Genomic DNA, 11,936 nt, shown 5'->3' on the forward strand with positions numbered 1-11,936 from the left:
CTCATGCCGACGATCGACCGGGTGTCCGTGGTGAGCACAGGCACCGTCAAGATCCGGCCCGAACATGTCGGACCGACGACCAAGAACCTCTATGTCTGGCTCGCGACCTCACGAGAGTGGACGCAGCCGCGACCCGTCAACGCATACGTCGTGCAGCACGCCGACGGACTGGTGCTGTTCGACACCGGGCAGGACCGCGCGTCCGTGACCGATCCCGGGTACTTCCCCGGCGGCCTGAACGGGGTGGTCTACGACCGGCTGGCACAGTTCGAGATCGGTCCGGAGCAGACGCTGACCCGGCAGCTGGCCGCGATCGGGTACGACATCCGCGACGTCCACACCGCAGTCCTGTCCCACCTCCACCAGGACCACATCGGCGGATTGCCCGAGCTCGCACACGCCCGCATCGTGATCAGCGAACCCGAGTGGACCTCGATGCGCAGGCCGCTCGCAGCCGCCCGCGGTTTCCTCCGCTCCCACATCGAGCTGCCCGGCCTGCGCTGGGACCTGATCCGCCCCGAACCACTCGACGACTCCACGATCGCGCCGTTCAGCGCCGGGCACGACCTGTTCGGTGACGGCAGTCTGGTCCTGCTACCGACGCCCGGGCACACGCCTGGATCCCTGTCCTTGCTGGTCCGCCGCCCCGAGGGGCCGCCGCTGTTGATGGTCGGCGATCTCACGTACGACGCCAACCTGCTGGCCGCTGGTGAGATCCCGGGAGTCGGATCCAGGTCTGCGCTCCGGCGTACCGTTGCCCAGGTCAACGAACTGCGAGCGTTGCACCCGGACCTCGTCGTACTGGCCGCGCATGACCCGGCGGCAGCTGGGCTGCTCGCCCGCGCGGTCCCAGCGGGGGCGGCGTGAAGGCGGCGGAAGAACTGCGCTACCTGATCCTCGCGATCCAACGCGAGGGCAACCGACTGCTGGCTGCGGAACTGCGGCCGCTCGGGGTGACGCCTTCGCAGGCCGAGGTGCTGCGGGTGCTGCGCGACCACGGGCCGCTCACCCTCAGCGCCCTCGGCGGCCTGCTCGTCTGCGAGACGGGCAACAGCCCGAGCCGCTTGGTGGATCGGCTGGTCGCGCAGGGCCTGGTCCAACGCGACACGGATCCATCGGACCGGCGCTACCTCGCCCTCAGCCTGACCGCGGAAGGCCGCAAGCTCAGCCAACGAATCGTCGCGGCCGAAACCGTTCTGCACAAGGCGATCGACGACCTCGTCGCCGATCAGCCTGTTGATCAAACCATCGAAACGCTGCGGGTGCTGGCCGGCGCCTTCCCCGCCGGTGAGGCCCTCGCCCGGCGCCGCGCAGCAGAACAGGACACCTGAAATGGAACAAGCGACCCTCTCCATCCCAGCCGACCGCGACACGATCCGCGCCGTACTCCTCGACGTACTCGCACTGCCCGAGTGGAACGAGGCGTTCGTCTCCCTCTCCGGCCCAGCTGTGCCTACTGTCGGAACGCCGTACACACTTCAGGTCCGCCCGGGGCTCAGCGGCCGGTTGGAGTACGCCGCAATCGAGCCGGACCGCATCGAGATCCACTGGCAAGTCCCCGGCTTCCGCGAATCCGGCATCTGGACCATCGCCGACTCCGGCCAGGTAACCCACACCTTCACCCAATCCGGCCCCCTCGCCGCTGTGTTGAAGCCCGCCTACCGCGGAATCGCCCACGTCCGCCTCAACCGCCTCGCGACTCGGGTTCAGCGACTCCTGACACGGAAGGCTGGTCGCGCCTAATCTTGCGGGCATGCTGATCGAGGTCCGTGACACCAGGCTGTACGTCGACCGACGCGGCCCCGAGGACGCACCGCCAGTGCTCTTCCTGCACGGCGGTCCGGGAGCCGGGTCGTACGACTTCATGTCGTTCCAGGGTGACCGGCTCGCCGAGCAACTCCACGTCGTCGGCGTCGACCAGCGCGGCGTACAGCAATCCGATCCCCTCACCGGACCGGTCACGGAACACGACCTGATCGCCGACTTCGAGGCACTCCGCGAGACGCTCGGCCTGGAGAAGTGGTCGATCCTCGGGCATTCGTACGGCGGTCGCCTGGCCGTCCGGTACGCCGTGATGCATCCCGAGGCCGTCACCAAGGTCATGTTCGAGAACCCGGGCTGGGACATGGTCCTTGCCACCGACACCTTGCTGAAGGCCGCGCTGCCGCTGCTCCCCGGCGTCGAGATCCCGCCCCACACCGGGCCCGCGACCAAACAGATGTGGGACGAACGCGTCGCCCTCCTCGGCCGCCTCGGCGACCGCCGGATGGAGATCTACCTCGGCCCCGACACGAAGACCCTCGCCCTCCCGTCCGACACCGAACTCCCCGAAGAAATCCAATCCCGCGCTGCCCGCTTCTCCGACGAGATCACCCGCACCGCCGACTTCGCCGAATCACCCCTGCCACTGTTCGCGAAGATCACCCAACCCGCTCTCCTCATCAAAGGCGAACACGACCCGGCAACCAGCGCCGAAGAAATCGCCCGCTTCCAGTCGGATGTCCCCCACGGCACGTACTACTTCGCCCCAGGCGCCGGCCACTTCGTCCACGCAGAACAACCAGCAACCTTCACCAACCTAATCACCGACTTCGTCCTCACCCCCGCTTAAGGACAGGAGGTAGTCGGCTCGCCGACCGACGCCGCCGCCTGGACCGCACCCACACCGCCGCCCGGAGGCCACTACCTCCTGTCCTTAGCGCCACACACCGAGCGGGTGGGAGCGACCGCGAACACGCGGCCGTCGACCACATGCCTTTACACAGCGATCGGTAGGGCCCGCTTGTGTGCCGTACGTCGGTGGGTTGCGATGATCGTCGCCGCTGCCTTCTCGTCGATCTCGCGGCCTTCGAGGAAGTCGTCGATCTCGTCGTACGTCACCCCGAGCACCGCCTCATCCGGTAACCCCGGATTGTTCGTCTCCAGGTCAGCCGTAGGCACCTTCCCGGTGATCTCCGGTGCCGCGCCCAGCCGCGCCCCGACGTCCCGCACCCGCCGCTTGGTCAGCCCGGACAACGGCGTCAGGTCGCACGCCCCATCGCCGTACTTCGTGAAGAACCCCATCACCGCCTCAGCCGCATGGTCGGTCCCCACCACGAGACCACCACGAGCCCCAGCCACGACGTACTGCGCGATCATCCGCTGCCGGGCTTTCACGTTCCCGATGTGGAAGTCCTCACGGTCCCCGAGCCCGGAGTGCCGGACTGAGTCGACCATGGCGTCGGTGGCAGGCTTGATGTTGACCACGAGGGTCTCGTCGGGCTTGATGAACTCGAGCGACCGCTGGGCATCGTCCTCGTCGGCCTGGACGCCGTACGGGAGCCGCATCGCCACGAACGTCGCCTGGCCGCCCTCGGCGCGGATCCGCTCGACCGCGAGCTGAGAAAGTCGGCCGCCCACCGCGGAGTCGACGCCGCCGCTGATGGCGAGCACGTACGACGTCGCGCCGGTCAGCCGGAGGCGGTCGGCGAGGAACTCGACCCGGCGCTCGATCTCGGTGTCCGGGTCGAACGACGGGGACACGCCGAGCTCGGCGATGATCAGTTCCTGCAGGTAGCGGCGTTCGTCGCTCATCGGGCTCCCTCACGGTCAGGTTCGGCCTGACCAGCCTAAAGGGCCCAGACATGAGGATTCCCCGCGCACCCGGAAGAGCTCACTTACCCTTGCTGCCTTCCGGCCCTGGGGGAGTTGGGCGAGATACCGCCACGCGGGGAACCGACCAAGAGTGTACGGGATGGCGACGGCCAACCGGGAATCGGTCCGCACGGACAACGCTCTGAGCGAACACGGTAGCTACCGGGACCGGACGAGGATCAAGCTGACTGGGTGACGAATCATCAATTCGGTCCGTTCGGGATCACGACCGGGCTGACCAGCAGCCCGGAGTCGCTGGCGGCGGCGCAGGCTGCCGAGGAGCTCGGGTACCCCGCGATCTGGCTGTCCGGCGGCCCGTTGCCGGGGCTGCAGACCATCGCCGACCTGATCGGCGCAACCAACTCGATCAAATTCGTCAGCGGGATTCTCTCCGTCGACAAATACAGTGCCGCCGACGTCAGTACGGCGTACGCCTCGCTCGAGAAGACCGCCCCGGGACGCTTCACCGTCGGGCTCGGAGGTGCGCACGGTCCCAAGCCACTGGCGAAGATCAGTGCGTTCCTCGACGAGGTCGACGTACCGGAAGAGCGTCGGGTGCTCGCAGCACTCGGCCCGCGCATGCTCGAGCTGGCCCGCGACCGCTCCGCCGGCGCGTACCCGTTCCTGGTCTCTGCGCCGTACTCCGCCGAGGCGCGCAAGGTGCTCGGACCGGACAAGCTGCTCGCGGTGAGCCATCTCGTCGTTCTGGAGACCGACGCCGACAAGGCCAGGGCGATCGCGCGGAACACCATCAGCTTCTTCCCACAGATCCCCGGGTACGCCGCCTCCCTCAAGCGGCAGGGGTTCCCTGAGAAGGATCAGGCCGAGCTGCCCGATCACATGGTCGACGCACTTGCCGCCTGGGGTACGCCGGCGGATATCAAGGCCAAGTTGACCGAGCACCTGGACGCCGGCGCTGACCACGTGACAGTCAACGTCATTACCGGCGTCACCGGTCCGCAGCCGGTGGAGCAATGGAGGGCGCTAGCCCCCACGCTGCTTGCGTAGCAGTGTCGGGATCCAGTGGTCGCCGTACCTGGCCTGCAGGTCCGGCAGCTTCCAGTCGTCGCCGGTGACGACACCGCGGCACAACGGGGATCCGCAGCTGCACTGCAGGTTGTACTCCACGCCGGTCGAGGTCCCGTAGTCGCTCGTCACCTCGTCGCCCGCCGCGATGTCCCGGCGGGCCTCGATGGTGACGGCGTCGACCCACCACATGTTCGGGTCGCAGCTGTGGTTGCCGTACGCAATCACCGGTCGGGGATCGTTGCTGAGCACAAGGTGTTCGTCGTCGTCGATCGTGATGGTGTCGACCGGTGGGTTCTTCAGGAGTTCTCGCAGTTCCGCGGTCGTCACCCGGCGACCGGACAGCTGACCGACAACGGCGCCCTGGGCAATCGGCTTCGTTGCGAACAGCCCCTTTCCGGCGACCGGCGAGTCACGCACCTCAAGGTGCGGATGCGCCCAGGTCAGCTGCTTCTCGTACAGCCGCGCCGTCGTCTCCAGCTTGTCGTACCGGTACGGACGCTCCTCACCCGTCGGTTCGAACCCTTGCCGCAGCCAGAACGCGGTCGCGACGTGCGCGTTCGTCGCCACGATCGCCAGCCGCAGCGTCCGCACCTCCGGCCACGACGTCTCGACGTACTGCTGGATCAGGTCGTACGTCGCCCTGCCGATGCCGAGCCCCTGATGGTTCCAATGGACCTCGAGGAGGCCGATGTAGGCGGTGTGGTCGTTCGGGAAACCCCTGAGCAGGTCGGCGACGGCGACGAGCCGGCCGTCTTGGAACGCCCCGAGCACGACCTTCGCGTCCTCGGCCAGCCCATCCGGCCGCATCATCAGCAGACTCTGCGCGTCCGCCGGCCCGGGCGGATAGCCCGTGACCCGCTCGGTGTAGCCGGGATCCGATTCGATCAAATCCTGCAGCGCGCCAACGTCCTCGACCGCGATCGGCCGCAGTACCAGGTTCATCGTTCCAGCTCCTCGATGCTGCCGGCCATGATCGCCCGGACATTCGCCGTGACCCGCTCGACCGGCCAATCCCACCAGGCGGTCGCCAAGAGTCGCTCGACGTCCTCGTCGGAGAACCGACGGCGGATCAGATTCGCCGGATTCCCACCCACGATCCCGTACGGCGGTACGTCGTCGACCACGACCGCACCAGACGCGATGATCGCGCCATCGCCGATCGTCACCCCGGGCATGACCAGGCTGCGATACCCGAACCACACGTCGTTGCCGACCACGGTGTCGCCGCGACCGGGCAGCCCGGTGATCAGGTCGAAGTGCTCCGCCCAGGCGCCACCCATGATCGGGAACGGGAAGGTCGACGGCCCGTCCATCCGGTGGTTGGCGCCGTTCATGATGAACGTCGTACCCTCGCCGAGCGCGCAGTACTTACCGATCCGCAGCCGCTCGGGTCCGTAGTGGTAGAGCACGTTGTTCGTCTCGAACCCCACCGGATCCCGCGGATCGTCGTAGTACGAGTAGTCGCCCACGTCGATCAGCGGCGACTTGACCACCGCCTTCAGCAGCACGACCCGCTCGGCCTCGGGCATCGGATGGACGACGTTCGGATCCGGTGCATCCATGCTCCGACCCTAGATGAGGACCCCCACCACCAGCAGCACAATTACCACGCCACCAACCAGCAGACCCGCCCGTCTGCCACCGAAACGCTTCATCGCGATCCCCAACGGACCGATCGGTCCCATCGCTTCTTGGCGTGGTGCGCGACGGCGAGCAACACGAGTGCGAGGACAACGACCGGCACACCGACCAGACCGCAGTCGGCTGGCGCCGCTCCACCCCCACCTCCTCTCCCACCCGACACAGTCGTCCCGCCCCGCCCCAGGCTCACGCCCCCCGATTTTCCGAAACCCTCGCCGCTCGCGTATCCTCTCGGCTTGGAGGATTCGCCTAGAGGCCTAGGGCGCACGCTTGGAAAGCGTGTTGGGGGCAACCCCTCACGAGTTCGAATCTCGTATCCTCCGCCACTCCCCCGGAGCAGCAAAACCGCAGGTCGGAGCGCTTCAGCGGGACGAGCATGGAGGAAGGCCGGTTGCTGAGGCGACCGGCCTTTCTGTTGTTCGGGGTCTCGGGCGGCTCAGCGCCAGTCGTTCGACCGATGCGGACGCAGGCGGCCGGCTCCTAGCCTCACGGAGATGGAACGGCCGACCGGCTGAGGCGGCACGACGCAGGTTCGGCAGGTGTCGACGCAGTGCTTGGGAGTGGGAGCGATGGATACGACCGGATATTTGAACGCCGTTGTGGAGCAGACGAGCACGTTCGCCGAGTGGGTGGACGGCAAGGATGCGGCGATCCCGGTGCCGACGTGCCCGCAGTGGACGCTGGCCGATCTGGTCGATCATGTCAGCGCGACCCAGCGCATGGTGGCAATGCTCGTGGGTGAGCGGATGAGTGAGCCGAGCGAGGCGTTCGCCCGGTACGTTCCGGCGCCGGCCGATTCGGGCCAGTGGGGCGCCTGGATGACCGACGCCGCGGCCGAGGCGAAGCAGGCGTTCGACTCGGTCGACGATGACACGCCGGTGTGGGATCCGTCCGGCGCCGCCGCGGGCGTGCCGTTCTGGTCACGCCGGCTGTTCGGCGAGGCGTGCGTGCATCGCGCGGACGCGGCTGCGGCGCTCGGCATGCGGTACGAACTGGCGCCGGAGTATGCCGCTGAGGCCCTCGAGGACTGGCTGGACACGATGACTTCCAGCGGCTATTGGGAGAACAGACCGGGCTTCGCCGATGCGATGCGCGGTGGCGGACAGACCTTGCACTTCCACGCGACCGACGCGCCCGGGGAGTGGCTGGCACGCCGGGAAGCGGACCGGGTCGTCCTGGCACGCGCACACGGCAAGGCGGACGTCGCGGTCCGCGGGCCGGCCGCCGAACTACTGCTCGTGATCAGCCGGCGCCGCCCGCTGCGCGAGGTTCCCGGATGTGCAGGGCGATCGGGCCCTGTTCGACCACTGGATCGACCACATGGACTGGGTCACCGACTGACCCACACCAGGCCCGGCGGCGGCTACGTACCGACGGTGCCGTCTGTTGCTTCGCGCAACAGATCGAGGTGGCCGCAGTGGCGGGCGGTTTCCTCGATCATGTGGATCATCGCGAAGCGCAGCGTGAAGTCCATGTCCTGGCCGCGGGCGGAATCGTCGAGGTCGGCGTCCGTGATCGCGCGTCGAGAGTTCTCGCACTCCCGGACGTAGTCCTCCACGATCGCAGCCAGAGTGTCGCCGGGCGCGATCCGGAAGTTGCCGTGCAGATCGTCGTCCGGCCACGGCCACTCCACGTCGAGATTCGCGAAGTCGATGCTGAACCAGAACCGCTCGGTCCCCGCCAGGTGCTTCACCACGGTCGCCGGCGTCAGACTCGACGGCGAAACCACCGCCGTGAACGCCTGATCGTCCGTCAGCCCAGCCACCTTGTTGACCACAGTGGCGCGGTAGAAGTCGAGCATGCTCTCCAACATCGCCCGCTCGGACCCACGCGAGATCGGACGACTACGCGTAACCGGAACAACCTCAGTCATCCCCACAGGCTACGCAACTGTCCCGCTCACCCAGGCCTGTTGCAGGTAGTTGTAGTGATATGAAGGCCAGCATGACCATCTCGCCCGAGTCGTCTGCGTTCGCCGCCATTCGCGAGGGGATTGCCCTTCGCGAACAGGGACGCTCGCCGGAAGCGAAGGCCTTGATGGAGGCCCTGGTCGTTGAGGTTGACAGTGGAGACGACGCGTTCGCCAAGGTCTTCCTGGCTCACTCGCTGGCTGACGTGCAGGAGAACCCCGAGGACGAGCTTGCGTGGGACCTCCGAGCCCTCGCTCTCATGGACGAACTGACCGACCAGCGAGCGGTCGAGAGAGGCAACGCGGGCGGCAAGAACGCCCTCCTGCCGTCCCTCCACCTCAACTTGGCCGTCGACTATCGACGCCTCGGCGATGACGCCAACGCTTGTCGGCACTTCGAACTCGGCCAGGCGCACCTGGACGCGCTGGCGGACGATGCGTACGGCGACAGCATCCGGAGTGCGTTCGCCGAAGGCATCTGAAGCGTCAGCGCAGGCGGGCGCCGGTGCGGGCGGCCCAGTTCAGGTAGGCCGTCGAGAACATCGGGATCACCTCGGGCGCCGGATTGTTGACCGCCAACCGCTCGGCGGCGGCGCGGACCAGTGCCTGGGTGTCGCCGAACGACGCCACGCCGAGCCAGGACGGGATGATCGACTCGTACGCCGGGTTGGACAACGGCCCGCTGCCGTCCACGTTCGTGGTGACCGTCGGTCTGCCGTCCGCTGCGGTGACCAGGACTCGTTGGCTGAACGTGCAGCACAGCTGGGTCATGTCGTCGCTGGTGACGCCGATCCGGGCCCGGTAGGCGGCCGCAGCCATCGTGATGCTGACGTGGGCGTGTGACACGTCCTCCTGCTGGCGGGCGGGTCCGTGCGCGGGGAAGTTGTCGGACAGGTCGTCGGCCCTGGTCCAGCCGGACCACAGCCATCCGTTGGTCCGGTAGTAGTGCCAGGTGGCGGTGCCGTCGGTCTGCCGGGTGAGGTCGCCGACGAAGTCGCGGACCAGCTCCGTCGCCCGCCGGCGGTGCTTGTGCCGGCCGGCGTGCGTCAGCTCGAGGTACGCCCGTGCCGGCGAGGTGGCGTAGTTGTGCGGCAGGTCCACACCGTCGAAGTTGTTCGGAACGTCGCGGAGGTAGATGTAGTAGCCGCCGCCCTGATCCGACAGCCGGTACTCCTCGTCGTGGACCGCGAGCGCCTGTTCGGCGGCGTCCAGGTATTCCTTCGCCTTGTCCCGGTACCGGCGTACCGATCGCAGCCGAGGAGTCGTCGCCACGATGCGCCCGAACCAGGCCAGCGGGTACGCCGCCTGACCGGAGTGCACCGACGAGTGGAAGTACGCCGAGTGCATGGTGTCGACCAGCGGCGCCGGATCACCCGCGGCGTCCGGCGACGGCCGCAGGTCCTTGGCCGTCAGCAGATCGACCCGGCCGTCGAAAGCCGCGTTGATCCGGCGTACGGCGAAGTCCGCCGAACCCGGGTCCATCGTCAGGTTGTCGTACGTCCGGCCGACATGCTTGTCACGGTGGTACGTCGTGATCTTGAAGGTGCCCGGACTGGTGCCGGCAGACGCGGTGACGTCGAGGCTCTCCGCGAACGTCCACGCGGTCCGGAGCCGCAGCGACGGCCGGCCCTGCACGTCGGCGAGCGCCAATTCGCCCGCGGAGTACGGCCAGTAGATCCGCCACGCAGGCAGCGACAGGCCGCGCCAGTCGCTCACGCCGCGCACAGAGTCGCGGGTGGCGAGCATGTGGTCGGCGTGGTCGATCGTCTTGTCGAGGTAGTACGGATCCCGGTAGGCCTCCCACATGAGCAGGTAGGCCTGCAGGATGTACGCCTCGCCCCAACCGACCGCACCGCGGTCCTCGTTGAGTTCGTCCTTGCGGCCGTTGCCGTTGTTGAAGCCCAGGTCGAGCGCGTCGAACTTCGCTCGAGTGGTCCACTCCTCGGCGTCGGCACTGGCGGCGCGCGCGGTGGTGTGGGAGGACAGTCCCCAGCCGAGCGCGCCGACTCCAGCGGCGCCGAGCAGCGTACGGCGGTTGATCCCAGGTGTGTGGTTCTCCATCGGACAAGCCTCCTGATCAGGGCGGTGATCGGATTTCGGTCATGACCGTAATTTCATCAGACGGTACCTGAACCAAGGCCTCCGCGCGAGAGGTCGTGCACAACCTGCCGCGGTGTCAGTTCACGCGCGCGCGGTGCTGGGCTTCGGCGACGATCCGGTCGGCGGTCTCGGTAGGCGTCAGCGCCGAGGTGTCGAACCACCAGCCGGCGTCGCCGAACTCACGCTGCATGTCGGCTTCGAGGGCGTCGTACCCGTCGAAGTCGAACCGCTCGGCAGGATCCCTGATCTCGTTGCGATGCCGGCAGACCTCGATGCCCGGAGTGAGGACGATGAACAGGACCTGGCGCGGCGCAAGCAGGTCGAGGAAGAAGTCGAGCTTCGCGCGGGACGGGATCATCGCGTCGATCAGTGGCGTGAAGCCGGCGTCAATGAAGTTGTTCGCGAGCGCGCACAGGTTGCGGTGCAACAGTTCCACCTGGCGTGCAGCCTCGTCGGCAGGCTGACCCAAGGCCCAGACGAACCCGTTCACGATCAGCTGGTTGACCTCATCGCCACCAATCCGGGCCGACCGCGGCAGCCGCTCGGAAACCAGCCGGGTAACCGTCGACTTCCCAGCCCCAGGCATCCCCGTCACCAACACGCACGCCGGCGCACCCACACCACGCATGCCCGGCATCGTGCCAAACCCCCACCACCCGAGCAATCACGTTCTTTCTTGTCGGTGGCGGCTGGCAGGGTCGGCGCATGGATGGTGGATGGGCGGACGCGCTTCGGGAGCTTGCCGTGCGGCTGGCGGGGACCGACGTGGAGTGGATGCTGGTCGGCAGCGCGGCGACAGCCCTTCACGGCGTGGCCATCGAGCCGGGCGACCTCGACGTTGCGGTGTCAACAGCCGCAGGCGTCCGTACGGCGGCGACCGTCCTGCCGAGCCGGACGGATCGATCGAGCCCAACAGATCCGATCTGGTTCAGCAGCGTGCCTGAGCCAACCATGACGTTCGTGGGCCCCGGCGATGCCCGTTGGACCTTCGGCCGGTGGACGCTGGCTGGGTTCAGGGTTGAGTTAGCGCATATCGACAGTTCGGCGCCAGCAGATCTGTTGGTCGAAACCCCCGCCGCAGCAGTCTGGGACGAGCGGTTGGTCATCGACTGGAACGGGACGCAGATCCCCGTCGTACCAATTGAGGTTCAGCTCGCGACCATGCTCTTCCGCGACCAGCCCGACAGATTGCAGGCAACTCTCACGGCCGTCGACCCGGCATCGCTGGACGTCGACCTACTGCGTCGAGCACTGGCAAGTCGAGAGACGGACGGCACACCTCTCAAAGTCCCGGACGTACTTCGCGAGCGACTCACGTCGACTGAACACCGAGCGGAGCGGGGGCGTGGTCGTCGGGGCCGATGAGGGAGGTGGAGAGGGACTGGACGACGACGTCGAGGCTGTCGCGGAGGCGGTCGGCGGACAGTTGAGCGGCCCGGCGTTCGTTGCCGGACTCGATGGCGCGGGCGATCGCGACGTGCTGCTCTGCGGAGACGCGTAGGCGGTCGAGCCGATGCCGGGACAGGCAGAATTCCATCGACGTCATGTTCGCGCGGATGGCCGGCGTACTGCCGTGCGGCGCCAAGCTCCGGGTCGACGATGGTGATGTACGCCGTCCTTCGCA

At 67.6% G+C, this 11,936-nt stretch carries 13 protein-coding genes, 1 tRNA gene, 1 other RNA gene and 1 pseudogene; 8 read left to right on the forward strand and 8 right to left on the reverse strand.

The genetic code is table 11. The annotated features are described in order from the left end of the window. Positions 1-3: 3 nt before the first annotated feature. Genes E0H75_RS01945 through E0H75_RS01960 form a run of 4 tightly spaced genes read left to right on the forward strand, consistent with a single transcriptional unit; the run spans position 4 to position 2,611 of the window. On the forward strand, positions 4-867 hold the full coding sequence (locus E0H75_RS01945; RefSeq protein WP_131511291.1) for an N-acyl homoserine lactonase family protein: 864 nt from the start codon (positions 4-6) through the stop codon (positions 865-867). Next, on the forward strand, positions 864-1,331 hold the full coding sequence (locus E0H75_RS01950; RefSeq protein WP_131511292.1) for a MarR family winged helix-turn-helix transcriptional regulator: 468 nt from the start codon (positions 864-866) through the stop codon (positions 1,329-1,331). The genes E0H75_RS01945 and E0H75_RS01950 overlap by 4 nt, the downstream gene beginning before the upstream one ends. A 1-nt stretch (position 1,332) precedes the next feature. Further along, entirely contained in the window at positions 1,333-1,743 is a 411-nt protein-coding gene (locus E0H75_RS01955) for an SRPBCC family protein (protein WP_131511293.1), read from the forward strand. A 10-nt stretch (positions 1,744-1,753) separates the two neighbouring features. After that, the gene (locus E0H75_RS01960; protein WP_131511294.1) at positions 1,754-2,611 is read left to right on the forward strand and encodes an alpha/beta fold hydrolase; all 858 of its coding nucleotides are present in this window, start codon (positions 1,754-1,756) and stop codon (positions 2,609-2,611) included. Positions 2,612-2,757: 146 nt separating this feature from the next. Here the strand turns inward: E0H75_RS01960 and nadE are convergent, their stop codons facing one another. Continuing rightward, on the reverse strand, positions 2,758-3,573 hold the full coding sequence (gene nadE / locus E0H75_RS01965) for an ammonia-dependent NAD(+) synthetase (RefSeq protein ID WP_131511295.1): 816 nt from the start codon (positions 3,571-3,573) through the stop codon (positions 2,758-2,760). Positions 3,574-3,622: 49 nt separating this feature from the next. Next, positions 3,623-3,719: signal recognition particle sRNA small type (ffs, locus tag E0H75_RS01970), an RNA gene on the reverse strand. Between the two features lie 106 nt (positions 3,720-3,825). On the opposite strand from ffs, the gene E0H75_RS01975 reads away from it, so the two are divergent. Next, positions 3,826-4,641, forward strand: a complete 816-nt coding sequence (locus tag E0H75_RS01975) for a TIGR03620 family F420-dependent LLM class oxidoreductase (RefSeq protein WP_202872798.1) — start codon at positions 3,826-3,828, stop codon at positions 4,639-4,641. On the opposite strand, the gene E0H75_RS01980 is transcribed toward E0H75_RS01975, so the two are convergent. Together E0H75_RS01980 and E0H75_RS01985 are read right to left on the reverse strand one after the other, a co-directional pair. Continuing rightward, positions 4,618-5,604, reverse strand: a complete 987-nt coding sequence (locus tag E0H75_RS01980) for a GNAT family N-acetyltransferase (RefSeq protein WP_131511296.1) — start codon at positions 5,602-5,604, stop codon at positions 4,618-4,620. The two genes, E0H75_RS01975 and E0H75_RS01980, sit on opposite strands and share 24 nt — an antisense overlap. Next, positions 5,601-6,224 (reverse strand): CatB-related O-acetyltransferase, encoded by a 624-nt coding sequence (locus E0H75_RS01985; RefSeq protein WP_131511297.1) that lies wholly within the window; start codon positions 6,222-6,224, stop codon positions 5,601-5,603. Before E0H75_RS01985 ends, E0H75_RS01980 begins: the two co-directional genes overlap by 4 nt. A gap of 317 nt (positions 6,225-6,541) precedes the next feature. Here E0H75_RS01985 and E0H75_RS01990 point away from each other — a divergent pair. Continuing rightward, a tRNA-Ser gene (locus E0H75_RS01990) sits at positions 6,542-6,629 on the forward strand. A gap of 243 nt (positions 6,630-6,872) precedes the next feature. Then, a pseudogene (locus E0H75_RS01995) lies at positions 6,873-7,556 on the forward strand (maleylpyruvate isomerase family mycothiol-dependent enzyme); the annotation flags it as partial. Positions 7,557-7,666: 110 nt separating this feature from the next. On the opposite strand, the gene E0H75_RS43885 reads toward E0H75_RS01995, so the two are convergent. Then, complete coding sequence (locus tag E0H75_RS43885) at positions 7,667-8,176, reverse strand: DinB family protein (RefSeq protein WP_131511299.1); 510 nt, start codon at positions 8,174-8,176, stop codon at positions 7,667-7,669. A 71-nt stretch (positions 8,177-8,247) separates the two neighbouring features. On the opposite strand from E0H75_RS43885, the gene E0H75_RS02005 reads away from it, so the two are divergent. After that, complete coding sequence (locus E0H75_RS02005; protein WP_131511300.1) at positions 8,248-8,694, forward strand: hypothetical protein; 447 nt, start codon at positions 8,248-8,250, stop codon at positions 8,692-8,694. 4 nt (positions 8,695-8,698) lie between these two features. Here the strand turns inward: E0H75_RS02005 and E0H75_RS02010 are convergent, their stop codons facing one another. The 3 genes from E0H75_RS02010 to E0H75_RS02020 all read right to left on the reverse strand — a co-directional run bounded on the left by E0H75_RS02010 (position 8,699) and on the right by E0H75_RS02020 (position 11,858). Next, entirely contained in the window at positions 8,699-10,273 is a 1,575-nt protein-coding gene (locus E0H75_RS02010) for a hypothetical protein (RefSeq protein WP_131511301.1), read from the reverse strand. Between the two features lie 115 nt (positions 10,274-10,388). Next, a complete protein-coding gene (locus E0H75_RS02015) occupies positions 10,389-10,949 on the reverse strand; it encodes an AAA family ATPase (protein WP_202872799.1) in 561 nt (186 codons plus the stop codon). A gap of 675 nt (positions 10,950-11,624) precedes the next feature. Further along, a complete protein-coding gene (locus E0H75_RS02020; protein ID WP_131511303.1) occupies positions 11,625-11,858 on the reverse strand; it encodes a GntR family transcriptional regulator in 234 nt (77 codons plus the stop codon). Between the last annotated feature and the right edge of the window lie 78 nt (positions 11,859-11,936).

Source organism: Kribbella capetownensis (assembly GCF_004331485.1).
Classification (GTDB): domain Bacteria; phylum Actinomycetota; class Actinomycetes; order Propionibacteriales; family Kribbellaceae; genus Kribbella; species Kribbella capetownensis.

Coding starts and splice junctions, on each gene's coding strand:
- E0H75_RS01955 (WP_131511293.1), top strand. CDS start 1,333: ATGGAACAAGCGACCCTCTCCATCCCAGCCGACCGCGACACGATCCGC.
- E0H75_RS01985 (WP_131511297.1), bottom strand. CDS start 6,224: ATGGATGCACCGGATCCGAACGTCGTCCATCCGATGCCCGAGGCCGAG.
- E0H75_RS02005 (WP_131511300.1), top strand. CDS start 8,248: ATGACCATCTCGCCCGAGTCGTCTGCGTTCGCCGCCATTCGCGAGGGG.
- E0H75_RS43885 (WP_131511299.1), bottom strand. CDS start 8,176: ATGACTGAGGTTGTTCCGGTTACGCGTAGTCGTCCGATCTCGCGTGGG.
- E0H75_RS02010 (WP_131511301.1), bottom strand. CDS start 10,273: ATGGAGAACCACACACCTGGGATCAACCGCCGTACGCTGCTCGGCGCC.
- E0H75_RS01980 (WP_131511296.1), bottom strand. CDS start 5,604: ATGAACCTGGTACTGCGGCCGATCGCGGTCGAGGACGTTGGCGCGCTG.
- E0H75_RS02020 (WP_131511303.1), bottom strand. CDS start 11,858: ATGACGTCGATGGAATTCTGCCTGTCCCGGCATCGGCTCGACCGCCTA.
- E0H75_RS01945 (WP_131511291.1), top strand. CDS start 4: ATGCCGACGATCGACCGGGTGTCCGTGGTGAGCACAGGCACCGTCAAG.
- E0H75_RS01960 (WP_131511294.1), top strand. CDS start 1,754: ATGCTGATCGAGGTCCGTGACACCAGGCTGTACGTCGACCGACGCGGC.
- E0H75_RS02015 (WP_202872799.1), bottom strand. CDS start 10,949: ATGCCGGGCATGCGTGGTGTGGGTGCGCCGGCGTGCGTGTTGGTGACG.
- nadE (WP_131511295.1), bottom strand. CDS start 3,573: ATGAGCGACGAACGCCGCTACCTGCAGGAACTGATCATCGCCGAGCTC.